This window comes from Pseudomonas sp. BRM28, from assembly GCF_002939405.1.
GTDB lineage: Bacteria > Pseudomonadota > Gammaproteobacteria > Pseudomonadales > Pseudomonadaceae > Aquipseudomonas > Aquipseudomonas palmensis.
In genome coordinates this window covers 3,399,373-3,426,056 of sequence record NZ_PEFV01000001.1, presented here as the reverse complement: position 1 = coordinate 3,426,056, position 26,684 = coordinate 3,399,373, and the positions used below count along the sequence as shown (strand labels likewise).

Here is a 26,684-nt window from a genome sequence, read left to right as displayed (position 1 = left end):
AGATTAAATTCCGAAACCCCTATCTGCATCTGCAGGTAGGGGTTTTGTCTTTGTGGGCCGAAAGTTTCCTGCAAGGCGGGCATAAAAAAACCACCTTGGGAGGTGGTTTTCAGATATGTCACTGTCAGCTCAGTCGCCGTAATACTCGCAGCCACTGGTGCAGGTCTCATGGATACGCACCTTGCTCAGTTCTGGCAGCAATGGCTTGACCTGGTCCCAGATCCATTTGGCAATCACTTCGCTGGTCGGGTTCTCCAGGCCAGGGATGTCATTGAGGTAGTTGTGGTCTAGCTGCTCGTACAGCGGCTTGAAAATCGCCTTGATCTCCGAGAAGTCGCGAATCCAGCCGGTATGCGGATCCAGCTGGCCGGTCAGGTGCAAGGCAACCTTGAAGGAGTGGCCGTGCAGGCGCCCGCATTTGTGCCCGGCGGGCACATTCGGCAAGCGGTGGGCCGATTCGAAGGTGAACTCTTTGAAAATTTCCACGGTATCTTAGAACTCTGAAAACCAATGCTGACCGGCAGTTTAACAGCAAGCCTACTTCAACGGTTGCAGATGCTGGTGCAGCTTGCCGGTTTCCACCAGTTCCAGAAACTCGTCGCCCAGCCGCTGGCTTTCGCTCATGGCGGTACGCCAGTAACGTTGGCGGTTACCGGCATCGCCCATGAAGCGCTTGAAGTCGCTGCGATCCGGCAGCTTGCCGTAGGGCAGGCGGGCCAGGTACTGCGGCGAGGGTGCCAGCAACAGCACGTTCTGCAGGTACTGCGCATTGCTGCGCCGCCAGGGCAGGGCCTTGTCGAACCACCCCGGCACCACCTTGTGGGTGAAGTGAGGGTAAAGCACGATGTCCTCGCCGCTGTAGGGCAGGTCGAGGTGATAGTCGAGCAAGCCACCATCCCGGTAGGTGCCCGCCCCGACCCCCGGAATGTCCCGCACGCCTTCCATCACCATGGGAATGGAGCCTGAAGCGAGCAGGGCATGACGCAGGTTGTCGACCGCCAGCGGCAGGCAGCGCGAAGGGAAGTCCGTGAGGGGGTTCAACGGCGGTGCGCAGCGTGCGTCATGCAGGATCACGCGTTCGAAGTGCCGGGCCAGCCGCGAACGGCTCACGAGGTTGTCGGCAATCACCGACGACAGGCCTACGCCCAGTCGGCCTCGATGATCGTGCTGAAGCAGGCCGTGGCTTCTGACCAGCATGATGTTGAGCCGATAGTGGGGGTTGTCGAGAATGCGAGCATCCTGGCCCTCCAGCAGGTCATCGAGCATGCGACGACAGCTCTGGCTGACCTGGGCCTGGGTCACGCCCTTGGCGAAATCCTGCTCGGTATACAGATGGCCCAGGCGCAGCAGGGCCTGGGCGGGGTCGGGCAGGCAGGCACTGGCGAAGCGCCAGGAGCCGATCGATGCCCCGATCAGCGAGCGCGCGCGCGGTGCTGTGGGCAGCCACTGGCCGAACAGCGTCAGGTCGATACCCTGGATACCCAGCGCCTTGGGGCCGCCTGCAGCGCCCGGTAGCACCGCCACGTCTGCAGCCTGCAGACCGCGTTCGTGTACATGGGCAAACGCCCGCGTGCCGGCCTTGAGTGTCAGCGCTGGAAACTTGATCTGGATTGAGCTCATAAGGGCCTCGTTGTCCTGGATCAACGATTATAGAGAAGCGTGGACGGAACAGGGGCGCGCCTGAGCTATCATGGCGCCAGTTGTTTTCAGTTTCAGTTAAGTTCGGTTCGGTATTCTGAACCCGTAAGCAAGATTGATCCTAAATGGAGAGACACGATGAAAACATTGACTGCCCTGTTCGCCACCGCCGCCCTTGCCCTGAGCGCCAACGTTGCGCTGGCTAAAGACATCCCCACCAATGAAGTCGTGCAGCTGGTCCAGGCCAAGACCATCCTGTCGCTGGATGACCTCAACGCAAAAGCGCTGGCCAAGCATCCGGGTGCCACCATCAAGGACTCCGAGCTCGAGGACGTGTACGGCCGTTATGTGTACAAGGTCGAACTGCGTGACGCGCAGAACGTCGAATGGGACGTGGACCTTGATGCCAAGACCGGTGAAGTACTCAAGGACGCCAAGGACACCTGATGACTGCACGCAAGCGAACGGCACCGTGGCTGTTCCTCGCATTGCTGGTCTTCTGTACGCCGGCCCTGGCCCGCGACCTCGATCAGGATGAAGCCCTGGAGCTACGTCAGAAGGGCATCATCCTGCCGCTGGAGCAACTGTTGAACTCCGCCCTGGGGCGTTACCCCGGGGCGAAGTTGCTTGAGGCGGAGCTGGAAGAGAAGCACAACCGCTACGAGTACGAAGTCGAGCTGGTCACCCCGCAAGGGGTCGTGCGTGAAATCAAGTTCGATGCACGCACGGGTGTGCTGATCAAAGATGAGGAAGATGACTGATGCGCCTGTTACTGGTCGAGGACAACGTCCCGCTGGCCGATGAACTCACCCAGAGCCTGCAGCGCCAGGGCTACGCCATCGACTGGCTGGCCGACGGCCGAGATGCGGTGTACCAGGGTAGCAGCGAGCCCTATGACCTGATTATCCTGGACCTGGGGCTGCCTGGCCTGCCCGGCCTCGAAGTGCTGGCCCAATGGCGCGCCGGCGGGCTGTCGACCCCGGTGCTGATCCTGACCGCACGGGGTTCCTGGGCCGAGCGCATCGAGGGCCTCAAGGCCGGTGCCGACGATTACCTGAGCAAACCCTTTCACCCCGAAGAGCTGCAACTGCGCATCCAGTCGCTGCTGCGCCGTGCCCGTGGCCTGGCCAACCAGCCGACCCTGCAGGCCGCCGGCCTGCACCTGGACGAAGGCCGCCAGTGCGTGAGCCGCGACGGGCAGGACGTGCAACTGACGGCCGCCGAGTTTCGCCTGCTGCGCTACTTCATGTTGCACCCGCAGCAGATCCTTTCCAAAAGCCACCTGGCCGAGCACCTGTACAACGGCGAAACCGAGCGCGATTCGAATGTGCTCGAAGTACACGTCAACCACCTACGCCGCAAGCTGGGGCGCAGCGTGATCGAAACCCATCGCGGCCAGGGCTATCGCTTTGGCGGAGTGGTCGAGTGAAGTCGATCCAGGCGCGCCTGAGCCTGGGGCTGGTCGGTGTACTGGTGGTGGTCGGCCTGGCCCTGGCGCAGATCAGCCTGTGGCTGTTCGAGGTCGGGTTGCAGCGCTACCTGGAGACGGGGTTGCGCAAGGAAAGCGAAAACCTGCTGGTGGCGCTGGTACGCGGCCACAGCGGCCTCGAACTGGACGAGCGACGCCTGTCGTCGGCGTACCAGCGGCCGTTTTCCGGCTACTACTTCCGTATCGATTTCGAAGGGGGCAGTTGGCGTTCCCGTTCGCTCTGGGACATGGACATGCCCCGTCCGCCAACTCCCGGCCTGCACGCGGGCCTGGAGCTGGGCCCGGCTGGCCAGCAACTGCTGGTGCTGCGTGCCGACTACCGGCGCCTGGGCCAGGCGATCTCGATCAGCGTGGCGCAGGACTATACCCCCGTGCGCGACGGCTTCCGGCGCATGCAGCAGCTCGGCCTTGGCCTGGGGCTGGTGGCGCTGCTGTTGATTCTGGTGCTGCAACGCATCACGGTCACACGCTCCCTGCGCCCACTGGAACGCACGCGCGAACAGATCGCCCAACTGCAGCAGGGCAAGCGCTCGCAGCTCGACAGTGAGGTGCCTGTCGAACTTGAGCCCCTGGTGGCGCAGATCAACCACCTGCTGGCACACACCGAAGACAGCCTCAGACGTTCACGCAACGCGCTGGGCAACCTGGGGCATGCCCTGAAGACCCCCCTGGCGGTGCTGATGAGCCTGGCGTCGAGCGAGCGCCTGAACGACCTGCCCGAGGTTCGCGCCCAGTTGCAGGCTCAGCTGGAGCAGATCCAGCAACGCCTGAGCCGCGAACTCAATCGCGCCCGGCTGGCCGGCGATGCCCTGCCGGGGGCGCATTTCGATTGCGCCACCGAACTGCCGGGCCTGCTATCGACCCTGGGCATGATTCACGGCGATCACCTGCTCATCCGCCATCAGGTGCCCGATGGGCTGTCCTTGCCCTGGGACCGCGAAGACCTGCTCGAGCTGCTGGGCAACCTGCTGGACAACGCCTGCAAGTGGGCCGACAGCGAGGTCTGCCTGAGCATCGAGCAAGAGGGCGGGGTGTATCGCCTGTGGGTGGACGATGATGGCCCGGGCATCCCCGAAAATGCCAGGGCGGGGGTGCTGGAGCGCGGTGCGCGGCTCGACGAACAGGTCGATGGCCATGGGCTTGGCCTGGGCATCGTTCGCGATATCGCCGAAGCCTGGGGTGGGCAGATGAGGTTGCTGGAAAGCCCGCTGGGCGGGCTGCGGGTGAGCATCGAGCTACCCCGCAGGGTAGCCCGATAACACCATCAGACGCGGAACTGGTCCATCAGCCCCTGCTGCTGGTTGGCCAGGCTGTTCAGCGACTGGCTGACCCGCGCCGACTCATTGGCCTGCTCCGAGAGTGACTCGGTCACATCGCGAATGGTCGCCACGTTGTTGTTGATTTCCTCGGCCACCGCGCTCTGCTCTTCGGCAGCACTGGCAATCTGCAGGTTCATGTCGCTGATCACGGTGACGGCCTCGCCGATCTGGCGCAGCGCAGTCACGGCCTGACCGACCTGGTCGACGCTACCCTGGGCCTGGCGGTGGCTGCTGTCCATGGCGCCCACCACCTCGCGGGTGCCGGCCTGCAGTTGCTCGATCACCTGACGGGTCTCCTCCACCGACTCCTGGGTGCGTCGGGCCAGGTTGCGCACCTCGTCGGCGACCACCGCAAAGCCGCGCCCGGCTTCCCCGGCACGGGCCGCCTCGATGGCGGCATTGAGCGCCAGCAGGTTGGTCTGCTCGGCGATGGAGCGGATCACTTCCAGTACCGAACCGATCTTCTCGCTGTTGTCGGCCAGGCCTTCGACCTGGGCCATGGCGGTGTTCATGTCGGCTGCCAGGGTATCGATGCTGGTGGTGGTGCGGTCGATTACCGCCAGGCCCTGACGGGTCGCCTGGTCGGCGTCACGCGCCGCCTGGGCCGCTTGCGCAGCACTGCGCGCCACATCCTGGGCGGTGGCGCTCATTTCGTGGGACGCCGTGGCCACCTGGTCGACCTGACGGTACTGCTGCTCCATGCCGGCGCTGGTCTGCGAGGCAATCGCCGAAGACTGGTCGGCAGTGTCGCGCGCCGCCTGCACCGAGCGTTTGACCTCGGCGATGATCGGCTGCAGCTTGTCGAGGAAGCGGTTGAACCAGCCGGCCAGTTCCCCCAGCTCGTCGCGCTTGTCGTAGTTCAGGCGGCGGGTCAGGTCGCCTTCGCCGCTGGCGATGTCCTTGAGCATGGCGGCCACGCCCAGGATGGGGCGGGTCACACTGCGCGCCATCACCCAGATCAGCAGCAGCCCCACGATCGCGGCCAGCACACCCAGGCCCAGCTCGATCAGGGTGCCACTGGTATTGCGCTGGTCGAGCTCGTTCTTGAGGGTCTCGGCCGGGCCGGTCAGGGCGCTTTGCGGCACATCCAGCAGCACGCCCCAGGGCTTGCCCCCCGGAATCGGTGCAAACGATGCCAGCACCTTCAGGCGCTCGTCCTTGTGGAGGCTCTGCAGGGGCGTGCCGCTGCTCAGCAGGCCTATCAGCTCCTTGCCGCTGGTGCTGTCGACCTGGTCGAAGCGTTGCGCCAGCTTGCCCGCATCCGGGCTGTAGCCGGCCAGCAGGCCCACCGGGCTGATGATGCCGATGCGGGTCTGGCCCTGGTACAGGTTCTGGCTGGCTTGCTGGCTCAGCGCCTGCAGGCTGTTCAGGTTGATGTCGATCGACAGGGTGGCGACCACCTTGTCGGCCACGATCAGCGGGAACACGATGCTGGTCATCAGCACCCGCTGGCCGGCAATGTCATAGAAGTAGGGTTCGATCACGCAGGTCTTGCGCGTGGTACGCGGGCACACCGACCAGGTGTTGGCCGGCTCGCCGCTGGGGCCGATGCTGGTGTCGGTCATGTCCTTTTCGGGCAGCGCCATCGAGGTCAGCTTGCCGGGCGTGGGCTGCGACCAGTACAGGGCGAAGCGGCCGGCCTCGTTGCTGCCCAGCTCGGCCTGGTTGGCGAACAGGGCATCCTTGTTGTCCAGGGCGTTGGGCTCGAACACCAGCGACAGCCCCAGCAGGTCGGGGTTGGCCTGCAGCGCGGCGCGCACCTGGCGGGTCATGTCCTCGCGCAGGTCGAAGGCGTCCAGAAAGCGCTTTTCGGCCTGCTCGCGCAAAAACAGCACCTGGCGCGCAAAGCCTGCACCGTACTGGTAGGCATCCATGAACTGGCGGCGGATGCTCAAGGCCTGGACTTCGCCCTGGGACTCGATACGCGACTGGGCCGCTTCGGTCAGCATCTGCATGCTGCTGGCCTTGACCAGCTCGGAGTTGTGCTCCATGCGGTACAGCGAAAGGCCCACCAGCAGCGTAACGATGCTGGCCAGGCAGAGCCCGGCCAGCAGGGTGATTTTCCACTGGATGGAAAGTTGTCTCGACGACATGACGAAGTCCTTTGATCCAAAAAAAGATTGAGGCTGACGACTGTAACGGCCAGGCGCAGTTTTTCTTTATTCAAACGTTCAATTGAAATGCGTCGTTTTCAGTCATGCATGCGACCCGCGTGCAGCCGTCTAGCCCCGTACTTTGACAAGTGGCGGGTGCTGCTTCAGAGTGTGCGCCCTCCCATAAAAACACCTGTCGTTCGGCCACTGCACTTGCAGTCTGTCGCCGCAGCGCAAGCTTTGTCTGGTTTCTAGAGGTCATGAAATGAATGCAGTAATTGCCGCGGTCGGCATCATGCTGATATTGAGCCTGGCCCGTGTGCACGTGGTCATCGCCCTTATCATCGGCGCGCTCGCCGGCGGCCTGGTGGGCGGCCTGGGTATCGAAGGCACGCTCAAGGCGTTCAACGGCGGCCTGGGTGGCGGCGCCACGGTGGCATTGTCGTATGCGCTGCTGGGCGCATTCGCCGTGGCCATCGCCAAGTCCGGGCTGGCCCATGCGCTGGCCGATCGCGTCCTGTCGATGTTCCATGGTCAGCGCAATGCCGAAGGCGGCAAGATCAAGTGGCTGCTGATCGGCCTGTTGCTGGTGGTGGCGATCTCGTCGCAGAACATCCTGCCCATTCATATCGCCTTCATTCCGCTGCTGGTGCCGCCACTGCTGTACGTGCTGACTCGCCTGCAGATCGATCGACGCCTGGTGGCCTGCGTGATGACTTTCGGCCTGATCACCCCCTACATGTTCCTGCCAGTGGGGTTCGGCAACATCTTCCTCAATCAGATCCTGCTGGCCAACGTCAGCCGCAGCGGGGTGGACGTCAGCGGCGTCAACGTGACCCAGGCCATGGCGATACCGGCGGCGGGCATGCTGTTCGGGTTGATGCTGGCGGTGTTCTTCAGCTACCGCAAAAAGCGCGTGTACGACGTGGCAAAGATCGAGCAGGTCGAGCAGGTGGCGGTCAGCTACAACCCGCTGACGCTGATGGTGGCCGGCTGTGCGATCGCCGCGGCGTTCATCATCCAGCTGTGGCTGGACTCGATGATCATCGGTGCGATGGCGGGCTTTCTGATCTTCTCGCTGTCGGGCATCGTGCGCTGGAAGGACACCGATGACCTGTTCACCGAAGGCATGAAGATGATGGCCATGATCGGCTTCATCATGATTGCCGCGTCCGGCTTTGCCGAGGTCATGAAGGCCACCGGCGAAGTGAAGACCCTGGTGGAGGCCTCGGCCGGCTGGATCGACCACAGCAAGGCGGTCGGGGCGCTGCTGATGCTGCTGGTGGGGCTGCTGGTGACCATGGGTATCGGTTCGTCGTTCTCCACGGTGCCGATCCTGGCGGCGATCTTCGTGCCGCTGTGCGTGCAACTGGGCTTCGACCCGCTGGCCACCGTGTGCATCGTCGGTACTGCCGGCGCGTTGGGTGATGCCGGCTCACCGGCGTCGGACTCCACCCTGGGCCCGACCTCGGGCCTGAACGTCGACGGCCAGCACCATCACATCTGGGACACGGTGGTGCCGACCTTCCTGCATTACAACCTGCCGTTGCTGGCGTTCGGCTGGGTAGCGGCGATGGTGCTGTAGCGCGCCAGGGCGCAGGAGCTGTGCGCGAGGCTCAGCTTTTTCGCGGGGGCGGCGAGATGCGGTTGAGCACCGTATCGCCGTTCTTGTTGCGCGTCAGGTACACCGGCAGCACCTTGGGCATGTTGCTCACCAGGCGATTGACCTCGGTGGTGTTGTAGATGCCGCTGATGCGGATGCTGCCGGTACTGGCGTCCGCCAGCAGCAACGGCGTTTCCAGGTAGCGGTTGATCAGCGGCAGGGCCTGGTCCAGTGGCAGATTGTCGAGGATCAGCTTGCCGCCGCGCCAGGCCAGGCTGGTGTCGTGGGCATAGGTCTGGCTGAGGGCCGGCTCGTAGTCGCCGCGACGGTAGCTGGCCTGCATGCCGGGGCCCAGGCGATAGCCGCTGTCCGGGTCGCTGCTGTTGCTGCTGACCAGCACCGAACCTTCCACCAGGGTGACCTTCACCTGGTCCTGGTACTTCCACACGTTGAACTGGGTACCGGTCACCCGGGTCTGGCCCTTGCCGGCACGCACCACGAACGGGTGCTGGGTATCGTGCTGCACCTTGAAGAAGGCCTCGCCGTTGACCAGCGTCACCCGTCGTTCGTCCTTGTAGTTGGCGTAGCGCAGGGTGGTGTTGAGGTTCAACTCCACCTCGCTGCCATCCGGCAGCACCGCGCGGGCGATGGCATTGCCGCTTTCAACGCGCTCATAGCTGTTGGGCAGCCAGCCCTGTTCCCAGCCCACCCAGGCGCCAATCGGCAGCGCCACCAGCGCCACGGCCGCAGCCGAGGCCAGCCGACGCAAGGCGCGCCCGCGGGGCCTGGCTGACAGGGTGATTACCGGGGCAGCAGGGCGGGGCAGGTGGTCGGCGGTCTGCCAGATCTCCTGCATGGCCTGGAATTCCTGCTCGTGCAGTGGGTCGGCTGCGCGCCATTGCGCGCAGGCGGCACGTTCCTGTTCACTGCAGTCCTCAGCATGCAGGCGCATGCACCAGTGCGCAGCGGCATCGGTGATGGCATCAAGTTCGGCTGCGCTGAGGCTGGTTTGGTTCATTGATACTCCCGGTTTTGGCCATTCTACCCTTGGCAGGTGGCCAACGAGAACCGAGTTCATCGTGAATGACTATCAGTTGTAAGAAATATTTGAACGAAAAACCACGCAAATGCGTGGTTTTTATCGTTTAAGCACCCGCCTGGAGCGTTGCGCGGCTCAGAACAGCTCGGCTGGCAACTGGTACAGCGGCGCACTGCCTGCGCGGATGCTGGCCTGCAACGACAGTACCCTGGGCAGCAGACGCTCGACGTAGAAGGTAGCCGTGGCCAGCTTGGCCTCGTAGAACGCCGGCTCCTGCTCGCGCCGTTCGCGGGCAGTGGCCGCCATGCGCGACCACATGTAGGCGTAGGCCACATAGCCGAACAGGTGCAGGTACTCCACCGACGCCGCGCCCACGGCATTGGCATCACCGGTGGCCTGCTCGCGTACCCAATGGCTCACGCTTTCCAGCTGCGCCAGGGCATGCAGCAGCGGTTCGCACAGGGGCGGACGGGTTTCACAGAAGCTGCGGATCTCGTTGGCGAACAGCGCCAGCGACTGTCCGCCATCGGCCACCACCTTGCGCCCCAGCAGGTCCAGCGCCTGGATGCCGTTGGTGCCTTCGTAGATCTGCGCGATGCGAACATCGCGCACCAGCTGTTCCTGGCCCCATTCGCGAATGTAGCCATGCCCGCCGAACACCTGCTGGCCCAGCACGCAGCTTTCCAGGCCCATGTCGGTGAAAAACGCCTTGGCCACCGGTGTCAGCAAGGCCACCAGGCGCTGCGCGGCCTCGCGCTCCTCCGGCTGCTCGGCGTACTTGGCGATATCCAGCTGCAGGCCGACATAGGTGGCGAACGCCCGGCCGCCTTCGGTCAGGGCGCGCATGCTCAGCAGCATGCGCCGTACATCGGCATGCACGATGATCGGGTCGGCCACCTTGTCGCTGGCCAGCGGCCCGGTGGCGGCGCGGCTTTGCAGGCGGTCCCGGGCGTAGCGTGCGGCATTCTGGTACGACGCCTCGGCGCAGCCGATGCCCTGGATGCCGATGGACAGGCGCTCGTAGTTCATCATGGTGAACATCGCCGCCAGGCCGCGGTTGGGTTCGCCCACCAGGTAGCCCACGGCGCCATCGAAGTTCATCACGCAGGTGGCCGAGGCCTTGATGCCCATCTTGTGCTCGATCGATCCACAGCTCACCGCGTTGGTTTCACCCAGGCTGCCGTCCTCGCCCACCAGGCGCTTGGGCACCAGAAACAGCGAGATGCCCTTGGGCCCGGCCGGCGCGTCGGGCAGCTTGGCCAGCACCAGGTGCACGATGTTCTCGGTCAGGTCCTGGTCGCCGCCGGTGATGAAGATCTTGGTGCCGCTGACCCGGTAGCTGCCATCGGCCTGGGGTTCGGCCTTGCTGCGGATGATCCCCAGGTCGGTACCTGCATGCGGTTCGGTCAGGCACATGGTGCCGGCCCACTGCCCGCTGTACAGCGCCGGCAGGTAGGTGGCCTTCAATGCCTCGCTGGCGTGCGCGTCGATGGCCAGGCAGCAGCCGGCGCTCAGCGCCGAATACAGGCTGAAGCTGCAGTTGGCGGCGTAGAGCATCTCCTCGAACTGCACCGCGAGCATCTTGGGCATGCCCAGGCCGCCGTACTCGGGGTTGCCCGCCAGCCCGACCCAGCCGCCTTCGCGGTAGGTCTGCCAGGCCTGCACGAACCCCTGCGCAGTGGTGACCCGACCCTGCGCAAAGTGCACGCCTTCCTCATCGCCGCTGCGGTTGAGCGGGGCGATCAGCTGGCCGGTGATCTTGGCCGCCTCTTCCAGTATCGCATCGGCGGTATCCGCGTCGACGCTGGCCGCCAGCGCCGGCAGGCGTGCCCACAGGGCCGGGCCCTGGAACACTTCGTGAAGAACAAAACGCATGTCGCGCAGCGGTGCATTGAACTCAGGCATAACGGTTTCCGAATAAAGGTGAAAAAAGGTCAGAGCGCCTTGGCCCAGTCGCGCAACAGGTACTTCTGGATCTTGCCCGTGGAGGTTTTCGGCAGTTCGCTGAACACCACGGTCTTGGGCAGCTTGAAGCCGGCCAGATGCTCGCGGCAGAAGGCGATGATGTCCGCCTCGCGGGTACCTTCGAAACCGGCCTTGAGGGTGACGTAGGCACAGGGGGTTTCGCCCCATTTTTCATCCGGGCGGGCGACCACCGCAGCCTCGAGCACGGCCGGGTGGCGGTACAGCGTGTCTTCGACCTCGATGGTCGAGATGTTCTCGCCCCCGGAAATGATGATGTCCTTGAGCCGGTCCTTGATCTCCACATAGCCGTCGGCATGCCACACTGCAAGGTCGCCGGTATGGAACCAGCCGCCTCGGAAGGCTTCGGCGGTGGCCTCGGGGTTCTTCAGGTAGCCCTTCATCACGGTGTTGCCGCGCATGAAGATCTCGCCCAGCGTGTTGCCGTCGCGGGCCACCGGTTCAAGCGTTTGCGGGTCGGCCACCATCAGCCCCTCGAGGGTAGGGTAGCGCACGCCCTGGCGCGACTTGATGCGGGCCCGCTCCTCCAGCGGCTGCGCGTCCCATTCGGCATGCCAGGCACACACCGTCACCGGGCCGTAGACCTCGGTCAGGCCGTAGACGTGGGTCACCTTGATGCCCATTTCCTCCACCGCGCCGATCACCTTGGCGGGTGGCGCCGCCCCGGCCACCATCGCGTTCACGGGGTGGTCGATGGCGGCCTTGGCCGAGTCGGGCATGTTGATCAGCGCATTGAGCACGATCGGTGCGCCGCACAGGTGGGTGACCTGGTGCTCGCGAATCAGGGTCAGGATCTTCTGCGGGTCGACCCGGCGCAGGAACACATGGGTGCCGGCCAGGGCCGTCACGGTCCACGGGTAGCACCAGCCATTGCAGTGGAACATCGGCAGGGTCCACAGGTACACCGGGTGGTTGCCCATGGCCCAGGTCATCTGGTTGCCCAGTGCGTTCAGGTAGGCGCCGCGGTGGTGGTAGACCACCCCCTTGGGGTTGCCGGTGGTGCCGGAGGTGTAGCTCAACGAGATCGCCTGCCACTCGTCCTCGGGCCAGTGCCACACGAACTCGGGGTCGCCCTCGGCCAGGAAGGCTTCGTAATCCAGGTCGCTGACGGCGCGGCCCTCGCCGTACTCCGGGTCGTCCACATCGATCACCAGCGGCGGGTGGGCCATCAGGCCCAGCGCTGCTTCGATCACCTTGTGGAATTCGCGGTCGGTGATCAGCACCTTGGCTTCACCGTGCTCGAGCATGAACGCGATGGCTTCGGCATCCAGGCGCACGTTCAGGGCGTTGAGCACCGCACCGATCATCGGCACACCGAAATGCGCCTCGAGCATGGCCGGAATGTTGGGCAGCATCACCGCCACCGTATCGCCCAGCCCGATGCCGCGGCCGGCCAGGGCGCTGGCCAGGCGGCGGGAGCGCTGGTAGGTTTCCTGCCAGTTGCGGCGGATGGCACCATGGATCACCGCCGGGTAATCGCCATAGACCGCAGCCGTGCGTTCGATGAAACTCAGCGGGGAAAGGGCGACATGGTTGACGGGGGCGGGCTGCAGGCCCTGGGAGAAGATCGACATGAACGGTTCCTGTGCAGGAGGCAGCCGCGATCAGGCGCTGGCTGAAACCTCCGATGGCTGATTGTTAGCTCTGATCAGGTTTCTGAAAGGCGGTACGCAGACCGACTTCGGTGTTTCATTTTTACGCTGTTCTCCATATTACTTGGAAGATAGACTATAGCAATATGGTATAAATACTATAAAAAGCCGGAGCCCCAAGTGACCTTTCCTCCCTCGGCCTTGCTCGACAAGGACCCGCAACCCACCGTGCTGCTCGATGCCGCCGCCCAGGTGGTGGCCGCCAACCCGGCGGTGCAGGGGTTGTTTGACACCTGGCCCAAGCCGCCCGTCGGCAGCCTGCTGCCCGCCAACTACAAGGCGCTGGTGAGCGCCTGCCTGCACCAGCAGCGGGCGATTGCCGAGGTCGAGGCCCTGGTGCAACAGCGTATCCTGTTGTGGACCTTCGTCCCGCTGGAGGGCGGCCTGCAGGTGCTGGCCCGCTGCCGCGACGCCACGGTGGAGCGCCTGGCCGAGCGCGAGGCCAGCCAGGCACGTCGGTTGTACCGCCTGATCACCGAAAACACCACCGACCTGATCTCGCGCCATACCCCCGACGGGTGTTTCCTGGATGCTTCGCCGGCCTCCTATCGCCTGCTGGGCTACTGGCCGGAAGAGCTGCGCGGGGTGGCGGTGCAGTCGCTGTTTCACCCCCAGGACCGCCAGCAATCGCTGCTGCAGGCCTCCCAGGCGCTGGAGCAGGACGGCTACCAGACCATGACCTGCCGCGTGCGCCACCGCGATGGCCGCGACCTGTGGTTCGAGATCGCCAGCCGCGCCATCCGCGAAACCTACACCGGTGCGGTGGTCGAGATCGTCAGCGTGTCACGCGACATCACCGTGCGCATCGAAGCCCAGGAAAACCGCCGGCGCCTGGCCGAGGTGGTCGAGGCCAACACCGACCTGGTGCTGTTCACCGACCCCGCCGGCCAGCTCACCTACCTCAACCGTTCCGCCCGGCGTGCACTGGGCCTGCTGGAGGTGCAGGCCGTGCCGCCCCTGCGCGAGCTGCTGGACGAAGAAGCCCTGCAACGCCTCGACGAAGAGGGCTGGGCCTGCGCCGAGCGCGAAGGGGTGTGGCAATGCGAGGCGCGGCTGGCGCCCTACAACGGCTCGGCGCCGTTCCCGGTGTCGCTGGTACTGCTGGCGCACCGGGCCGCAGGTGGCGAGCGCTACTACTCGCTGGTGGCTCGCGACATGACCGAGCGCGAGCTGCGTGAACGCCAGCAGCGCCGACACCAGGATGAACTGGCGCACACCGCGCGGCTGGTCACCCTGGGCGAGCTGGCCTCCGGCATCGCCCACGAGATCAACCAGCCGCTGGCAGCGGTGGTCAACTATGCCAGTGCCAGCCAGCGCTACCTGCTGGCGGTGGAGCGTGACCCGCAGGCGGCCGGGCGGGTCGCCCAGGGCCTGCAGCGCATCACCGAGCAGGCCACCCATGCCGCCGAAGTGATCAAGCGCCTGCGCTCGTTCCTGCGCAAGGAGCCGCGCCGCTTGCAGGCGCTCAACGTGGCCGATGTATCGCGCGAGGCCGTGCGCCTGTGTGCCTGGGAGGCGGCGCAGGCCCAGGTGACCATCGAGCAGCACATGGTGTACAACCTGCCGCCGGTATACGCCGACCGTGTCTTGCTCGAACAGGTCCTGCTCAACCTGTTGCGCAACGCCATCGACGCCAACCGCGAGCAGCATGCCGGGGCGCCTTCGCGCGTGCTGATCAGCGCCGACCAGCAGGCCGGTTGGCTGCGTATCCAGGTGGCCGACCAGGGCCCCGGGGTGGCCGCCGAGCAGCTGGACGGCATCTTCACCCCGTTTACCACCAGCAAGCCCGAAGGGCTGGGGCTGGGCTTGAGCATGAGCCGCAGTATCGTCGAAGGGTTCGGCGGTACCTTGCAGGCGCACCCGGGTGATACCGGCGGATTGATTTTGTGCTGTCGGCTGGCGCCGGTGGCCAGTGCATGAACAAGGGGATTTCCATGCAGGAACCGAAGGTCTACGTGGTCGACGACGATCAGGGCATGCTCGACTCCACCGTCTGGCTGCTGGAGTCGGTGGGCCTGCAGGCGCTGCCGTTCACCAGTGGCCAGGCTTTTCTGGAGGCCTGCGATGCGGCGTTGCCGGCGTGCGTGCTGCTGGATGTGCGCATGCCCGGCATGGGTGGGCTGAGCGTGCAGGAAGCCTTGCGCGCCCGGGGCGTGCAGGTGCCGGTGATCTTTGTCAGCGGGCATGCCGATGTGCCGATCGTGGTACGCGCCTTCAAGGCCGGGGCCATCGATTTCATCGAGAAGCCCTACAACGACCAGTTGTTGCTCGACAGCGTGCAGGATGCCCTGGGGCGCTCGTCACGGGTTCAGGTCAGCAGTCGCCAGCGCGATGAAGTGCAGGGGCGCATCGACAGCCTCACCCCGCGTGAGCGCGACGTGTTCGTGCCCCTGGTGCAGGGCTATACCAATCGGGAGATTGCCGAGCAGTTGCAGGTCAGCGTGAAGACCGTGGACCTGTACCGTTCGCGGGTGATGAAGCGCATGCAGGCCGAACACCTGCCGGACCTGGTGGGGATGGCGATTGCGTGTGGGGTGGTGGACCCCTTGAAACTGCGTTGAATGCATCGCGGGGCAAGCCCGCTCCCACAGGTACAGTGCAAGCCTGTGGGAGCGGGCTTGACCCGCGATTGGGTGTCAGGAGCGACGTCCCAGCAACAGCCCGACCACCAGCCCGAAGCCGGCCGAAATCGCCACGGTCTGCCACGGGTGGCCGCCAATGTAATCCTCGGTGGCATCCACCGCCGGCTTGGCCTTTTCACGCACGCCGCCCACCGCATCCAGGGCCTGCTTGAGCTTGAGGCCCACCTGTGCGCGCAGGGTCTCGGCTTCTTCGCCCACCAGGGTGGAGCTGTCCTTGAGCAGCTTGTCAGACTCTTCGATCAGCGCCTGCAGTTCGCTGAAGGCCTGGTCCTTGATTTGTTCGGCATCGGCTTTAAGGGTGCTTTTCCTGGCCATGTACGCTTCCTCGTTGAATGATGGTCACTGTATCAATGGATGCCTGAGCGCGCCGAAAGTTGCAGCGCCTTGGCGGCGCTCGGTGGCTACAGTGTAAGATAGCCCCCATTTTCAAGTGGCAGGAATCCCCATGAGTTTCAATCTGGCCAACATGAGCTTCGCCGAGCGGGCACAGATCGAGGACGAGAAGTCGCGACTGTTCGAGCTCTGGCAATCGAACCTGGGCAAGGCCAAGGCCGAAGCCGCGCGGCTGATCAGCGAGAAGCCGCGGCGCAAGGGCAAATGGGCCGAGTGGGTGCGCGCCGAGCTCGACGGCATGTCGCCGCCGGAGTTCGCCAACATGGTGCGCAGCGAAGTCAACAAGCTGATGGCGGCTGCCAAGTAGCCGACCCCCAGCGCTACCACGCCGTATCGGTGGGCTTGGGCAGCGCCAGCCGCCCGCTGTCGGTGAAGCGCATCGTGCCGAAGGCGCCCCCGGCCAGCTTGCCGCGCAGCACATAGGGCATGCCATCCAGGTTGCTCACCCGGCTCAGGCCCACGGCCTGGCGCAGCATCGAGAACGCGGTGATGCTCACCGGAATGCTCAGTACCGCTTCGTCATAGCGCCCGATGCTGCCGTGCTGATCGCTGACCCCGGTTGCCAGCGGCTGGCCATTGACCTCCAGGTTGAGCGCCACGCCGTTGTAGTCGATGGGCGTTTCATTGGGGTTCTGCACCCGCAGTTTCACCGCCATGCGCATTTCCAGGTCCTGGCCGGGCAGCGGCTCGATGCCGATCACGCTGATGGTCAACGGGTCGCGCCCCTGCAGCAACGCGCAGGCGCTCAGGCTCAGGGCCAGCAGCAGGCCCAGGCCGACACGCAGGGTATGACGCAGGAAACAGGGCATGGGGCTTGGCTCCGGACAAATGTCTCTGCAGTGTGGCAAATGCCCGGCGCGGTTGAAAGTGGCGCAAGCAGCGTAACAATCTGAATCATCTCCGGCCCGGCAACGGGTTTCGTCGCGAACCTCTCGCGCCGTAGGCTATCCAACGCCTGGGGCCACTGACGTTGTGCAGGAGATGAACGCGATGAACCGATGGTTGCCGGCCCTGACCGGCGCAGCACTGAGCCTGATACTGGGCATGCCTGTTCAGGCCGCCGACGCGGGCAATCCCTACAACGACCCGGTGCGCCGCGCCAACCCCAATTCCCAGCAGGGCACCGTGCGTTCCACGCCACCGCCGCGCGGGCCTTCCACCCAGCCGCTGCCGCGCCCACCCACCCTCGACAATGGCGGCATCGGCAACGGCCAGAACCTGCGCCGTGAACAGGTGCCGCCGCGCCTGGACCCCTCCCGCCCGCCGCGCGAATCGACGCGTACGCCCTGATCGCTTGGCCCACTGCAAGGAACCCTGCATGTCTTCACGTACCTGGCTACTCTCCCTCTGCGCTGCGGCGCTGTTGCCGCTGACCGCCACCGCCGCCCCTGAGCGCACCTTCCCCAGCGAAGAAGGCCAGCTCACCGTCAGTACCCTGGCCGAGGGGCTGAAGAACCCCTGGGCGCTGGCGTTCCTGCCCGACGGGCAGGGCATGCTGGTGACCGAGCGCCAGGGCAACCTGCGCATCATCAGTGCCGACGGCAAGGTCGGTTCGCCGTTGAGCGGCGTGCCGCAGGTGTGGGCCAAGGGGCAGGGCGGGTTACTCGACGTGGCGCTGTCGCCGCAGTTCGAGCAGGACCGCATGGTTTACCTCTCGTATGCCGAAGGCGGGGGTGATGGCGACACGGCCGGTACTACCGTGGGGCGCGGCCGCCTGTCGAGCGACAACCTGCGCCTGGACGACTTCAACGTGATCTTCCGCCAGCAGCCCAAGCTGTCCAGCGGCAACCACTTCGGTTCGCGGCTGGTGTTCGACCGCGACGGCTACCTGTTCATCGCCCTGGGCGAGAACAACCAGCGGCCCACCGCCCAGGACCTGGACAAGCTGCAGGGCAAGGTGGTGCGCATCCTGCCCGACGGCCAGGTGCCCAAGGACAACCCCTTTGTGGGCCAGAGCAACGTGCGCCCCGAGATCTGGTCGTATGGCCATCGCAACCAGCAGGGCGCGGCATTGAACCCGTGGACAGGCGAACTGTGGACCAACGAGCACGGGCCTCGCGGCGGCGACGAGATCAACATTCCCAAGCCGGGCAAGAACTACGGCTGGCCCCTGGCGACGCACGGCATCAACTACTCGCTGCTGCCGATACCCGAGGCCAAGGGCAAGCGCGTCGAGGGCGCGGTGGACCCGCTGCACGTGTGGGAGAAGTCCCCGGCCATCAGCGGCATGGCGTTCTACGACAACCCGCGTTTCAAGGCCTGGGACCACAACCTGTTCATCGGCGCGCTGGCCGCCCAGGAGCTGATCCGCCTGCAACTGGATGGCGACAAGGTGGTGCATGAAGAGCGCCTGCTTGGGCAGTTGAATGCGCGTATTCGCGATGTGCGGGTGGGGCCGGACGGCTTTCTCTATGTGCTGACCGACGAGAGTGACGGTGCGCTGCTGAAGGTGGGCCTGACGCAGTAAGCGGCGGCGCGTCCTTTGCCGGCAAGGCCGGCTGCTGCAGGCGAAGCACGCCCCGCAAACCTCACTGATGCTACCCTTGGCCTTTTTCCGCACAGGCCCCCGGCATGTCCAGCCTCACCCCGCTGTCGTTGTACCAGCAATCCATCGCACTCAATGGCTTCGTCCCCGACGCTGCGCAGCAGCATGCCGTCGACTGCCTTCAAGCCTGCTTCGAGGCTCTTGAGCGCGGCGAGGTGGCGCGTGGGGTGTACCTGTGGGGCCCGGTCGGGCGCGGCAAGACCTGGCTCATGGACCAGTTCCACCGCTGCCTGCAGGTGCCCGCCCGCCGCCAGCACTTTCACCACTTCATGCGCTGGGTGCATCAGCGCCTGTTCCAGCTCAACGGCACCGCCGACCCCTTGCAGGCCCTTGCCCACGGCCTGGCCGAAGAGATCCGCGTGCTGTGCTTCGACGAACTGTTCGTCAACGACATCGGTGACGCCATCATTCTCGGTCGCCTGTTCCAGGTGCTGTTCGACAGCGGCGTGGTCATCGTCGCCACCTCCAACCAGCCGCCGGCGCAGCTTTACGCCGACGGTTTCAATCGCGAACGCTTCGTGCCGGCGATTGCCGCCATCGAGCGGCACATGCACGTGGTGGCGGTGGACGGCGGCCAGGACCATCGCCTGCATCCCGGTGCCGAACTGCAACGCTACTGGGTGCGCCAGCCGGGCCAGCCCAGCGCGCTGGCCCGGGTGTTCGAGCAGTCGAGCGCGGGTGAACCGGTCACCTGCGAGGACCTGAGCCTGGGCTACCGCACGGTCAAGGTGGTGCGACGCAGCACCTCGGCGGTGTGGTGCACTTACAACGAACTGTGCGAGCAGCCCCTGGCCGCCATGGACTTCATGGCCCTGTGTGATCGCTTCAAGGTCATTCTGCTGGGCGAGGTGCCTGCACTCGGGGCCCGGCAACGACCGGGCAGAATCGCCCGCGGCACCGAGGACGGCGCCGAGCGGGTAGTGGCGGGGGATCGCGAACTGCCGCAGCTGTCGATTCACGACGACAGCGTGCGGCGCTTCATCGCGCTGGTCGATGAATGCTATGACCGCCGCGTGACGCTGTACGTGGAGGCCGAGGTGGCACTCGAGGCGCTGTATACCGAAGGCTATCTGGAGTTCCCGTTCCGCCGCACCCTCAGCCGGCTGCGCGAGATGCAACTGCAACGCTTCTGCTGAAGCCGCTCAGCTGTGCACCCAGCCCAGGGTCAGCAGCACCAGCACCAGGTAACGCCCGGCCTTGGCCACGGTCACCAGCAGCATGAAACGCCAGAATGGCTCGCGCATGATCCCGGCGATCAGCGTCAGCGGGTCGCCGATCACCGGCATCCAGCTCAACAGCAGCGACCACTGGCCATAGCGCTGGTAGCGCTGCTGGGCCTTGTCCAGCTGGGCCTGGCTGAACGGAAACCAGCGCTTGTCGCGCAAGTGCTCGATACCCCGGCCCAGCAGCCAGTTGACCACCGAGCCCAGTACATTGCCGGCGGTGGCAATCGCCAGCAGCAGCAACCAGGCATCAGGTTCGTGCAGCAGCAGCCCGACCAATACCGCCTCGGACTGCAACGGCAGCAGGGTGGCGGCGCCAAAGGCGCTGAGGAACAGCCCCCAGCCGCTCAGCATGGGGCCGTGCTCACGGGTAGTTGGCGACCACTTCGTCGGTGCCGTCGCGGGTCAGGCCGATGACCTGGTAAGCATCCTTGTGATCGCCCATCTCCATGCCTGGCGAGCCCATCGGCATACCCGGCACGGCCAGGCCGCGCAGGTCGGGACGCTTGGCCAGCAGCTGGATCTGCTCGGCCGGCACATGGCCCTCGACGAACTTGCCGTCGATCACCCCGGTGTGGCACGACGCCAGGCGCGGCGCCACGCCCAGGCGCTGCTTGACTGCACTCATGTTCGGCTCCACATGGTCATTCACGCTAAAGCCGTTGTCGCGCAGGTGGCTGATCCATTCCTTGCAGCAACCGCAGTTGGGGTCGCGGTACACATCGATGGTCTGGCCGGCCTGGGCCAGCGCACTCATGGCCAGCAGGCCGAAGGCAACGAAATTCTTTTTCAGCATCGTGGATCTCCGGGGCCGCCGCCAGGGCAACCCGCGTCTCGAATGATCGGTGGTCGGTCAGTGCAACAGGGTAACCGGGCTCATGGCTGGAGCATAGCCGGGTGAAGCTGTCGCCAGACTGAGCGCTGCATTACAGATTTGTAAGGTAGGACACTGCCTGCGTGACCTGTGGGAGCACTCGCTCCTCTAACCCCAAACGATGGCGTCGTGCCTGGCCAGGGCGACCATCGGTGATGGAGTACCACAGTCAATCAAGGAAACATGACCCATGCAGGCACTCAAGGCCTACTTCAAGCGTCACGGGCACGAGCCGTTCCGGTTCGGTGAAGGGCGTATCAGCGGCTACCTGTCGGCCATGCTCGGCTTGCTCAGCCTGCTGGCGGTGCTGTGCTTTCTGTTCCCGCAGTGGCTGACCTTCGGCGAGTTCCGCAAGGTCTACAGCGAGCAGTTCGCCCGCACCCTGCTGCTGGCCGGGCTGGTGCTGGCGTTCAGCCTGGGCACCCTCAACATCCTGCTCAACCGGCGCAAGCGCCTGGGCTTCACCGGCATCAGCGCGGCGGGCCTGGCCGTGTTTCTGGGCGGCACCAACATTCAGACCGAAACCATCGGTCAAACCCCGTATTCCCTTGGCCTTGACTGGTTCGTGCTGGCGCTGCTGGTTTCGGCGATCATCTTCATCCCGCTGGAAAAGCTCTACGCCAAGGACCCGCAGCAGAACATCCTGCGTCCGCAGTGGCGTACCGACCTGAGCTACTTCTTCGTCAGCCACATGCTGGTGCAGTTCATCCTGATCTTCGTCACCGCCTCGTCCACCTGGCTGGCCGGCTGGGTGGTGTCCGAAACGCTGCAGGCCAAGGTGCAGAGCCTGCCGATCGTGGTGCAGTTCGTGCTGGCGGTGTTCGTCGCCGACCTGGGGCAGTACTGGCTGCACCGCCTGTACCACGTGGTGCCGTGGATGTGGCGTTTCCATGCGGTGCACCATTCCAGCACCGCGATGGACTGGCTGGCCGGCTCGCGCATCCATTTCGCCGAAATCCTGCTGACCCGCACCGGCGTGCTGGTACCGCTGATCCTGCTGGGCTTCTCGCCGCAGGCGATGAATGCCTACGTGATCCTGGTGGGCGTGCAGGCGGTGCTGGCGCATGCCAACGTGCGAATCGACGGCGGGTGGCTGAACTACGTGCTGGTGATGCCGCGCTACCACCACTGGCACCATGCCCGGCACAAGGACTACATCTACAAGAACTACGCGATCCACCTGCCCCTGGTCGACATGCTGTTCGGCACCTTCAAGCTGCCGCGCAAGGAATGGCCGACCCGCTACGGCGTGTTCGGCAAAGACCTGCCCGAAGGCATCGTGCGCCAGCACCTGTACCCGCTGCAAAAGCCCGAGCCCAAGGCCTGATAGCCCTTTGCCCGCTGCCCCATGCTGCGTTAGCCTTGCCGGGTGAACGGCATTGGGGCCAGGAGTATCCATGGACAACGTGATCATCATTACCGGCGCCGGTCGCGGCATTGGCGCGGCCACTGCGCTGGCCGCTGCGCGGGCCGGCTACCGCATCTGCATCAACTACCTTGCCGATGACGCCTCGGCCCATCGCGTGCTGGAGCAGGTGCGCGCGCTGGGTGCCGAGGCGATCACGGTGCGCGCCGATGTCAGCGTCGAGGATGAAATCATCCAGCTGTTCCAGCGTGTCGACAAGGAACTGGGCCGGGTCACGGCGCTGGTCAACAACGCCGGCACCATCGGCCACCAGAGCCGGGTGGAAGAGATGTCCGAGTTTCGCCTGCTCAAGCTGATGAAAACCAACGTGGTGGGGCCGATGCTGTGCGCCAGGCATGCGCTGCAACGCATGTCGACCCGCCATGGCGGGCCGGGCGGTGCCATCGTCAACGTGTCATCGGTGGCCGCGCGGTTGGGTTCGCCCAACGAGTATGTCGACTACGCCGCCTCCAAGGGCGCGCTGGACACCTTCACCCTGGGCCTGGCCAAGGAAGTGGCGGGCGAGGGCGTGCGTGTCAATGGCGTACGGCCGGGCTACATCTTCACCGACTTCCATGCCCTCAGCGGCGATGCCGAGCGGGTTCGCAAGCTGGAACCGGGCATCCCCATGGGCCGTGGCGGGCAGGCGGCCGAAGTGGCCGAAGCGATCCTGTGGCTACTGTCGGACAAGGCCTCCTACACCACCGGCAGCTTCATCGACCTGGGCGGTGGGCGCTGAGCGCGCAGCATGGCCAAGGATATCGACAACCCGTGCATCTCGGCGTGCAAGCTCAGCGGCGAGCTGTGCGTGAGCTGCGGGCGCAGCAAGGACGAGATCAAGCAGTGGAAGCGCATGAAGCGGCCCGAGAAAATGGCCACGGTGGAGCGGGCGGCCAAGCGCCTGAAGGCCCTGAAGAAGAAAAACAAGCGCTAGGCCGCAGGTAGCGCGCCATCCTGACGCGCCCCCAGCGGTGGTCAGTGGGTGTTGACCAGGTCCTCTTCCTCCAGCCCGCGCGAGGCGCGGCCGACCAGCAACGGGTCGGGCTGGTGGGCGACTTTCGGGTCCTTGTCGGGGTAGTCCAGCGTGTGCAGGAAGTGGCGGATGCAGTTCAGGCGCGCCCGCTTCTTGTCGTCCGACTTGATCACGGTCCACGGTGCATCGGCAGTATCGGTGTGGAAGTACATCGCCTCCTTGGCGGCGGTGTACTCGTCCCACTTGTCCAGCGACTTGATGTCGATGGGCGAGAGCTTCCAGTGCTTGAGCGGGTCGTCACGGCGCGAGATGAACCGGCGCAGTTGCTCTTCGCGGTTCACCGAGAACCAGAACTTGAACAGCAGGATGCCGCTGTTGCACAGCATGCGTTCAAGCTCCGGGGTCTGACGCATGAACTCCAGGTACTGCATCGGCGTGCAGAAGTCCATCACCCGCTCGACGCCGGCGCGGTTGTACCAGGAGCGGTCGAAGAAGACCATTTCACCGGCGGTGGGCAGGTGCTGGATATAGCGCTGGAAGTACCACTGGCCCTTCTCCTGGTCGGAAGGTTTTTCCAGGGCCACGATACGTGCGCCACGCGGGTTCAGGTGCTCCATGAAGCGCTTGATGGTGCCGCCCTTGCCGGCGGCATCGCGGCCTTCGAACAGCACCACGATGCGCTGGCCGGTGGCTTTTACCCAGTTCTGTACCTTCAGCAGCTCTATCTGCAACTCATGCTTGGCCTTTTCGTACTCGGCGCGGCGCATGCGGTTGCGGTAGGGGTAATTGGCGGGCAGGGCGGCAGACACGCTGTCTTCGTTGGAGCCGCGACGCGGCGCACTGGCGACCTGCAGCGCGGCAGGCTCGTGGCTGATGGCACTGATTTCGATTTCGGCAGGGATCACCTGAGCAGGCTTGCGCGGGGCGCGTGGGCGGCGCGAACGAGTGACGGCCGCTTTGGGCGTGGCCGGCGAACTGCTGTCGTTGGACGAGGCGGATGGCAGGGGCAGGGGGTGTACGGTGGATTCTTCGCTCATGGTGGGCCTGTTTTGCGTTCTGATTTCCTCTATCTAGTGTAGGAGTGTGATTTTGCGATCTGTTGATCCTGGTCAATAGCGTGGAGGCAAGTGGCCATATATCACGCGGTAACGGTGGTGCTGCAATCGCGGGTCAAGCCCGCTCCCACAGAAACCGTCGAACCTGTGGGAGCGGGCTTGACCCGCGATTGCAGACGGCACGGTCTCAGATCTGCACCAACCGCCCCGCATGCTCGGCCGGCAACCGGTCCCCACGCCCGAACAGCTTGTGGCGCAAGGTGCCCGCCTCATACTCGGTGCGATAGCGCCCGCGCCGCTGCAGTTCCGGCACCACCGTGTCGACCACCGCCTGCAGGTCATCCGGCACCACCGCGTAGGTGAGGTTGAAGCCGTCGATGCCGGTGGCATCCAGCCATTGCTCCAGCTGGTCGGCAATCTCCACCGGCGACCCCAGCAGCACCGGGCCACGCCCGCCCAGGCTGACGAACTCCGCCGCCTCGCGCACGGTCCAGCGCCGGTTCGGGTCCGACCTGGTAAAGGCGGCCAGCGCCGTGCGCCCGGCATCGTTCTCGATGTACTCGATCAGCGCATCCGGCTCCAGGTTGGAAAAATCGATGCCGGTCCAGCCCGACAGCAAGGCCAGCGCCGCCTCGATATCCACGTACTGGCGGTACTCGTCCAGCCTGGCCTGGGCCGCTTCGCGCGTGTCACCCACGATCAGCAGCGCCTGCGCGTATATCAGCACCTCGCCTTCCTGGCGCCCGGCCTCGCGCGTGGCCTGGCGAATGCCGTCCACATAGCTGCGCAGTACCGTCTGGGTCGGGCCGCTGATGAACACGCATTCGGCATGGGTAGCGGCAAAGCGCTGCCCGCGTGCCGAGGCGCCGGCCTGGAACAGCACCGGGGTGCGTTGTGGCGATGGTTCGCTCAGGTGCACGCCAGGCACCTGGAAGTGCGCACCGGCATGCCCGATCGGGTGCACCCGCGCAGGCTCCACGAACACCCCGCGGGCCCGGTCGCGGACCACCGCATCGTCGTCCCAGCTCTTCTCCCACAGCTTGTAGAGCACCTGCAGGTACTCCTCGGCCAGCTCGTAACGCTCGTCGTGGGCCAGCTGCCGGGCCAGCCCCAGGTTGCGCGCGGCGCTGTCCAGGTAGCCGGTGACGATGTTCCAGCCCACCCGCCCGTCGCTCAGGTGATCGAGGGTCGACATGCGCCGGGCGAACGGGTACGGGTGCTCATAGGTGAGGCTGAAGGTGATGCCGAAGCCCAGGTGCTCGGTGACCCCGGCCATGGCCGGCACGATCAGCAACGGATCGTTCACCGGTACCTGCACGCCGCCGCGCAGGGCTGCGTCGTGGCTGCCCTGGTACACGTCGTACACGCCCAGCACATCCGCGATGAACAGCGCGTCGAAACGTCCGCGCTCCAGCAGCCTGGCCAGCCCGGTCCAGTAGCTCAGGCGATTGAAATCGCTGCTGGTGTTGCGTGGGTGGCGCCATAGCCCCGGCGACTGGTGCGTGGCGGCGTTCATGCTGAAGGCGTTGAAACGGATGGGCTTGGACATGCTCGAATCGCTCGCGGTCAAGGCAGTACGGAGACGGGGTACACGGCGTCGGCGACCTTGAGCGGCTTGGGAATCAGGCCCAGGCCCTGGAAGGTGTCCGCCAGCTTCTGCTGTTCGGCCGTGATCTCGGGGGTGATGGCCACCGCGTTGTAGTTGCGACGCTCGCTGGCCACTTCCAGCACGTCGGCGCCGATACCCAGTTGCGGAGCCAGCAGGGCCGCCACTTCCTTGGGTTTTGCGTTGGCCCAGTTGCTGACCTTGCCCAGCTCGGTGAAGAAGGTCTTGAGCACACCACGGTTCTCGTCGGCAAAGGCTGGCGAAGACAGGTAGAAGGTGCGGTTGTTGGTCAGCCCGGTGCCGTCGCGCAGGGTCTTGAGGCCGGGTTGTTTTTCCGCTGCGGCGAGGAAGGGGTCCCACAGGGTCACGGCCTTGACGCTGCCCGATTGCAGGGCGGCCACGGCATCGGCGGCGTTGTTGACGTAGGCCGGGTCGATGTCCTTGTAGCTCAGGCCGGTGTCCTGCAGGGCCACGGCCAGCAGATACTGGGCATTCCAGCCGCGACCGGTGGCCACGCGCTGGCCCTTGAGGGCGGCGATATCGGCGACCTTGTCCTGCTCGCGCACCACAATGCCGATGCCGCGCGGGTAGGGCTGTTCGGCGGCCAGGTACACCACCGACTTGCCCGACGCCTGGGCGAACACCGAGGGCGCATCGGCGGCGTGCCCCAGGTCGATGGCGCCGGTGCTCAGGGCCTCGAGCAACTGCGGGCCGGCGGCGAACTCGTACCAGCTGACCTTGATGCCTTGCGGCGCCAGGGCTTTTTCCAGGGCGCCGGAGCCCTTGAGAATGTTGACGCTGTTGAACTTCTGGTAGCCGATACGCAGGTTCTTGGTTGGCTCGGCGTAGGCGGCCGGGCCAGGCAGTACCAGGCTGGCGAGCGCGGCAAAGGCACCGCCAAGCAGCACGCGGCGCAGGGTCGAAGGAGGTTTGTTGGACATGGTGAGGGCTCCGCAGGCGGGTTCGTCAGGTGTTTTCTGGTAGGCCTGAAAGTAAAGGCTGACGCCCGCGGAGTGCAATTTTTTTATTACTTTTAGTTAGAACAAATAGTTATTTTTATATCCTTTTTGAATTTATCGGCCGTGCCAGTCGCCCACAAAAAAGCCCCCGACGGGTCGGGGGCTTCGTGTGTGCATCAATGCATGAACAAGG

27 protein-coding genes and 1 pseudogene are annotated in these 26,684 nt (G+C 65.1%); 14 read left to right on the top strand and 14 right to left on the bottom strand.

Annotated features, from left to right (window positions below; genetic code table 11):
* Positions 1–129: 129 nt before the first annotated feature.
* The gene (queD, locus tag CR917_RS16125; protein ID WP_043861143.1) at positions 130–486 is read right to left on the bottom strand and encodes a 6-carboxytetrahydropterin synthase QueD; all 357 of its coding nucleotides are present in this window, start codon (positions 484–486) and stop codon (positions 130–132) included.
* 51 nt (positions 487–537) lie between these two features.
* The gene (locus tag CR917_RS16120) at positions 538–1,620 is read right to left on the bottom strand and encodes a patatin-like phospholipase family protein (RefSeq protein ID WP_104572618.1); all 1,083 of its coding nucleotides are present in this window, start codon (positions 1,618–1,620) and stop codon (positions 538–540) included.
* 156 nt (positions 1,621–1,776) lie between these two features.
* Between CR917_RS16120 and CR917_RS16115 the strand changes: the two genes are divergently transcribed.
* From CR917_RS16115 to CR917_RS16100, 4 genes are read left to right on the top strand one after another with little or no spacing between them, the layout of a single operon-like run.
* A complete protein-coding gene (locus tag CR917_RS16115; RefSeq protein WP_043861141.1) occupies positions 1,777–2,085 on the top strand; it encodes a PepSY domain-containing protein in 309 nt (102 codons plus the stop codon).
* Positions 2,085–2,399 (top strand): PepSY domain-containing protein, encoded by a 315-nt coding sequence (locus CR917_RS16110; RefSeq protein ID WP_043861140.1) that lies wholly within the window; start codon positions 2,085–2,087, stop codon positions 2,397–2,399. The genes CR917_RS16115 and CR917_RS16110 overlap by 1 nt, the downstream gene beginning before the upstream one ends.
* The gene (locus tag CR917_RS16105; protein ID WP_043861139.1) at positions 2,399–3,067 is read left to right on the top strand and encodes a response regulator transcription factor; all 669 of its coding nucleotides are present in this window, start codon (positions 2,399–2,401) and stop codon (positions 3,065–3,067) included. The genes CR917_RS16110 and CR917_RS16105 overlap by 1 nt, the downstream gene beginning before the upstream one ends.
* Positions 3,064–4,386, top strand: a complete 1,323-nt coding sequence (locus tag CR917_RS16100; protein ID WP_078481102.1) for a sensor histidine kinase — start codon at positions 3,064–3,066, stop codon at positions 4,384–4,386. Before CR917_RS16105 ends, CR917_RS16100 begins: the two co-directional genes overlap by 4 nt.
* Positions 4,387–4,391: 5 nt before the next feature.
* Here CR917_RS16100 and CR917_RS28160 read toward each other — a convergent pair whose 3' ends face one another.
* Complete coding sequence (locus tag CR917_RS28160) at positions 4,392–5,147, bottom strand: methyl-accepting chemotaxis protein (RefSeq protein ID WP_370409198.1); 756 nt, start codon at positions 5,145–5,147, stop codon at positions 4,392–4,394.
* Positions 5,148–5,249: 102 nt separating this feature from the next.
* Positions 5,250–5,396, bottom strand: a pseudogene (locus tag CR917_RS28155) (HAMP domain-containing protein); the annotation flags it as partial.
* 1,408 nt (positions 5,397–6,804) lie between these two features.
* Here CR917_RS28155 and CR917_RS16090 point away from each other — a divergent pair.
* Positions 6,805–8,124 (top strand): Na+/H+ antiporter family protein, encoded by a 1,320-nt coding sequence (locus tag CR917_RS16090; protein ID WP_104572617.1) that lies wholly within the window; start codon positions 6,805–6,807, stop codon positions 8,122–8,124.
* Between the two features lie 31 nt (positions 8,125–8,155).
* Here CR917_RS16090 and CR917_RS16085 read toward each other — a convergent pair whose 3' ends face one another.
* The 3 genes from CR917_RS16085 to CR917_RS16075 form a co-directional block, all read right to left on the bottom strand.
* The gene (locus CR917_RS16085; protein WP_043861136.1) at positions 8,156–9,160 is read right to left on the bottom strand and encodes a FecR family protein; all 1,005 of its coding nucleotides are present in this window, start codon (positions 9,158–9,160) and stop codon (positions 8,156–8,158) included.
* A 156-nt stretch (positions 9,161–9,316) separates the two neighbouring features.
* Positions 9,317–11,086 carry an acyl-CoA dehydrogenase C-terminal domain-containing protein gene (locus tag CR917_RS16080; RefSeq protein WP_104572616.1) on the bottom strand — a complete coding sequence of 590 codons (1,770 nt, stop codon included), beginning with the start codon at positions 11,084–11,086 and terminating at the stop codon, positions 9,317–9,319.
* 29 nt (positions 11,087–11,115) lie between these two features.
* Positions 11,116–12,738, bottom strand: a complete 1,623-nt coding sequence (locus CR917_RS16075) for an acyl-CoA synthetase (RefSeq protein ID WP_088514884.1) — start codon at positions 12,736–12,738, stop codon at positions 11,116–11,118.
* Between the two features lie 198 nt (positions 12,739–12,936).
* Here CR917_RS16075 and CR917_RS16070 point away from each other — a divergent pair, with 198 nt between their 5' ends.
* Positions 12,937–14,736: a PAS domain S-box protein gene (locus tag CR917_RS16070; protein ID WP_104572615.1), complete on the top strand. Its 1,800-nt coding sequence runs from the start codon at positions 12,937–12,939 to the stop codon at positions 14,734–14,736.
* A gap of 14 nt (positions 14,737–14,750) precedes the next feature.
* On the top strand, positions 14,751–15,377 hold the full coding sequence (locus CR917_RS16065) for a response regulator transcription factor (protein WP_088514900.1): 627 nt from the start codon (positions 14,751–14,753) through the stop codon (positions 15,375–15,377).
* Positions 15,378–15,452: 75 nt separating this feature from the next.
* Here the strand turns inward: CR917_RS16065 and CR917_RS16060 are convergent, their stop codons facing one another.
* Positions 15,453–15,773: a YqjD family protein gene (locus CR917_RS16060; RefSeq protein ID WP_043861132.1), complete on the bottom strand. Its 321-nt coding sequence runs from the start codon at positions 15,771–15,773 to the stop codon at positions 15,453–15,455.
* Between the two features lie 130 nt (positions 15,774–15,903).
* Between CR917_RS16060 and CR917_RS16055 the strand changes: the two genes are divergently transcribed.
* Complete coding sequence (locus tag CR917_RS16055; RefSeq protein WP_043861131.1) at positions 15,904–16,158, top strand: hypothetical protein; 255 nt, start codon at positions 15,904–15,906, stop codon at positions 16,156–16,158.
* Between the two features lie 13 nt (positions 16,159–16,171).
* Here CR917_RS16055 and CR917_RS16050 read toward each other — a convergent pair whose 3' ends face one another.
* The gene (locus tag CR917_RS16050; protein WP_043861130.1) at positions 16,172–16,660 is read right to left on the bottom strand and encodes an LEA type 2 family protein; all 489 of its coding nucleotides are present in this window, start codon (positions 16,658–16,660) and stop codon (positions 16,172–16,174) included.
* A gap of 181 nt (positions 16,661–16,841) precedes the next feature.
* On the opposite strand from CR917_RS16050, the gene CR917_RS16045 reads away from it, so the two are divergent.
* The 3 genes from CR917_RS16045 to zapE all read left to right on the top strand — a co-directional run bounded on the left by CR917_RS16045 (position 16,842) and on the right by zapE (position 19,532).
* Complete coding sequence (locus CR917_RS16045; protein WP_043861129.1) at positions 16,842–17,141, top strand: hypothetical protein; 300 nt, start codon at positions 16,842–16,844, stop codon at positions 17,139–17,141.
* 28 nt (positions 17,142–17,169) lie between these two features.
* Positions 17,170–18,318 (top strand): PQQ-dependent sugar dehydrogenase, encoded by a 1,149-nt coding sequence (locus CR917_RS16040; protein ID WP_043861128.1) that lies wholly within the window; start codon positions 17,170–17,172, stop codon positions 18,316–18,318.
* Between the two features lie 104 nt (positions 18,319–18,422).
* Positions 18,423–19,532 carry a cell division protein ZapE gene (zapE, locus tag CR917_RS16035; protein WP_104572614.1) on the top strand — a complete coding sequence of 370 codons (1,110 nt, stop codon included), beginning with the start codon at positions 18,423–18,425 and terminating at the stop codon, positions 19,530–19,532.
* A 6-nt stretch (positions 19,533–19,538) separates the two neighbouring features.
* Here the strand turns inward: zapE and CR917_RS16030 are convergent, their stop codons facing one another.
* Together CR917_RS16030 and CR917_RS16025 are read right to left on the bottom strand one after the other, a co-directional pair.
* The gene (locus CR917_RS16030) at positions 19,539–19,973 is read right to left on the bottom strand and encodes a YqaA family protein (RefSeq protein ID WP_058540424.1); all 435 of its coding nucleotides are present in this window, start codon (positions 19,971–19,973) and stop codon (positions 19,539–19,541) included.
* Between the two features lie 10 nt (positions 19,974–19,983).
* Entirely contained in the window at positions 19,984–20,415 is a 432-nt protein-coding gene (locus CR917_RS16025; RefSeq protein ID WP_043861125.1) for a DUF411 domain-containing protein, read from the bottom strand.
* A gap of 268 nt (positions 20,416–20,683) precedes the next feature.
* Between CR917_RS16025 and CR917_RS16020 the strand changes: the two genes are divergently transcribed.
* The 3 genes from CR917_RS16020 to CR917_RS16010 all read left to right on the top strand — a co-directional run bounded on the left by CR917_RS16020 (position 20,684) and on the right by CR917_RS16010 (position 22,832).
* Positions 20,684–21,820 carry a sterol desaturase family protein gene (locus CR917_RS16020; protein ID WP_043861124.1) on the top strand — a complete coding sequence of 379 codons (1,137 nt, stop codon included), beginning with the start codon at positions 20,684–20,686 and terminating at the stop codon, positions 21,818–21,820.
* 70 nt (positions 21,821–21,890) lie between these two features.
* Positions 21,891–22,637: an SDR family oxidoreductase gene (locus CR917_RS16015; RefSeq protein WP_043861123.1), complete on the top strand. Its 747-nt coding sequence runs from the start codon at positions 21,891–21,893 to the stop codon at positions 22,635–22,637.
* Positions 22,638–22,646: 9 nt separating this feature from the next.
* Entirely contained in the window at positions 22,647–22,832 is a 186-nt protein-coding gene (locus CR917_RS16010; protein WP_043861122.1) for a DUF1289 domain-containing protein, read from the top strand.
* A gap of 41 nt (positions 22,833–22,873) precedes the next feature.
* Here the strand turns inward: CR917_RS16010 and ppk2 are convergent, their stop codons facing one another.
* From ppk2 to CR917_RS15995, 3 genes are all read right to left on the bottom strand, one after another.
* Entirely contained in the window at positions 22,874–23,908 is a 1,035-nt protein-coding gene (ppk2, locus tag CR917_RS16005) for a polyphosphate kinase 2 (protein WP_043861121.1), read from the bottom strand.
* A 205-nt stretch (positions 23,909–24,113) separates the two neighbouring features.
* Positions 24,114–25,475 carry an LLM class flavin-dependent oxidoreductase gene (locus CR917_RS16000; RefSeq protein ID WP_104572613.1) on the bottom strand — a complete coding sequence of 454 codons (1,362 nt, stop codon included), beginning with the start codon at positions 25,473–25,475 and terminating at the stop codon, positions 24,114–24,116.
* Between the two features lie 17 nt (positions 25,476–25,492).
* Positions 25,493–26,473: an aliphatic sulfonate ABC transporter substrate-binding protein gene (locus tag CR917_RS15995; RefSeq protein WP_100632474.1), complete on the bottom strand. Its 981-nt coding sequence runs from the start codon at positions 26,471–26,473 to the stop codon at positions 25,493–25,495.
* Positions 26,474–26,684: the final 211 nt, after the last annotated feature.

Coding starts and splice junctions, on each gene's coding strand:
- CR917_RS16090 (WP_104572617.1), top strand. CDS start 6,805: ATGAATGCAGTAATTGCCGCGGTCGGCATCATGCTGATATTGAGCCTG.
- CR917_RS16065 (WP_088514900.1), top strand. CDS start 14,751: ATGCAGGAACCGAAGGTCTACGTGGTCGACGACGATCAGGGCATGCTC.
- CR917_RS16000 (WP_104572613.1), bottom strand. CDS start 25,475: ATGTCCAAGCCCATCCGTTTCAACGCCTTCAGCATGAACGCCGCCACG.
- CR917_RS16105 (WP_043861139.1), top strand. CDS start 2,399: ATGCGCCTGTTACTGGTCGAGGACAACGTCCCGCTGGCCGATGAACTC.
- CR917_RS16115 (WP_043861141.1), top strand. CDS start 1,777: ATGAAAACATTGACTGCCCTGTTCGCCACCGCCGCCCTTGCCCTGAGC.
- CR917_RS16075 (WP_088514884.1), bottom strand. CDS start 12,738: ATGTCGATCTTCTCCCAGGGCCTGCAGCCCGCCCCCGTCAACCATGTC.
- CR917_RS16015 (WP_043861123.1), top strand. CDS start 21,891: ATGGACAACGTGATCATCATTACCGGCGCCGGTCGCGGCATTGGCGCG.
- CR917_RS16045 (WP_043861129.1), top strand. CDS start 16,842: ATGAACCGATGGTTGCCGGCCCTGACCGGCGCAGCACTGAGCCTGATA.
- CR917_RS16080 (WP_104572616.1), bottom strand. CDS start 11,086: ATGCCTGAGTTCAATGCACCGCTGCGCGACATGCGTTTTGTTCTTCAC.
- CR917_RS16050 (WP_043861130.1), bottom strand. CDS start 16,660: ATGCCCTGTTTCCTGCGTCATACCCTGCGTGTCGGCCTGGGCCTGCTG.
- CR917_RS16020 (WP_043861124.1), top strand. CDS start 20,684: ATGCAGGCACTCAAGGCCTACTTCAAGCGTCACGGGCACGAGCCGTTC.
- zapE (WP_104572614.1), top strand. CDS start 18,423: ATGTCCAGCCTCACCCCGCTGTCGTTGTACCAGCAATCCATCGCACTC.
- CR917_RS15995 (WP_100632474.1), bottom strand. CDS start 26,473: ATGTCCAACAAACCTCCTTCGACCCTGCGCCGCGTGCTGCTTGGCGGT.
- CR917_RS16120 (WP_104572618.1), bottom strand. CDS start 1,620: ATGAGCTCAATCCAGATCAAGTTTCCAGCGCTGACACTCAAGGCCGGC.
- CR917_RS16025 (WP_043861125.1), bottom strand. CDS start 20,415: ATGCTGAAAAAGAATTTCGTTGCCTTCGGCCTGCTGGCCATGAGTGCG.
- CR917_RS16030 (WP_058540424.1), bottom strand. CDS start 19,973: ATGCTGAGCGGCTGGGGGCTGTTCCTCAGCGCCTTTGGCGCCGCCACC.
- CR917_RS16085 (WP_043861136.1), bottom strand. CDS start 9,160: ATGAACCAAACCAGCCTCAGCGCAGCCGAACTTGATGCCATCACCGAT.
- CR917_RS16010 (WP_043861122.1), top strand. CDS start 22,647: ATGGCCAAGGATATCGACAACCCGTGCATCTCGGCGTGCAAGCTCAGC.
- ppk2 (WP_043861121.1), bottom strand. CDS start 23,908: ATGAGCGAAGAATCCACCGTACACCCCCTGCCCCTGCCATCCGCCTCG.
- CR917_RS16055 (WP_043861131.1), top strand. CDS start 15,904: ATGAGTTTCAATCTGGCCAACATGAGCTTCGCCGAGCGGGCACAGATC.
- CR917_RS28160 (WP_370409198.1), bottom strand. CDS start 5,147: ATGGAGCAGCAGTACCGTCAGGTCGACCAGGTGGCCACGGCGTCCCAC.
- CR917_RS16060 (WP_043861132.1), bottom strand. CDS start 15,773: ATGGCCAGGAAAAGCACCCTTAAAGCCGATGCCGAACAAATCAAGGAC.
- CR917_RS16110 (WP_043861140.1), top strand. CDS start 2,085: ATGACTGCACGCAAGCGAACGGCACCGTGGCTGTTCCTCGCATTGCTG.
- CR917_RS16040 (WP_043861128.1), top strand. CDS start 17,170: ATGTCTTCACGTACCTGGCTACTCTCCCTCTGCGCTGCGGCGCTGTTG.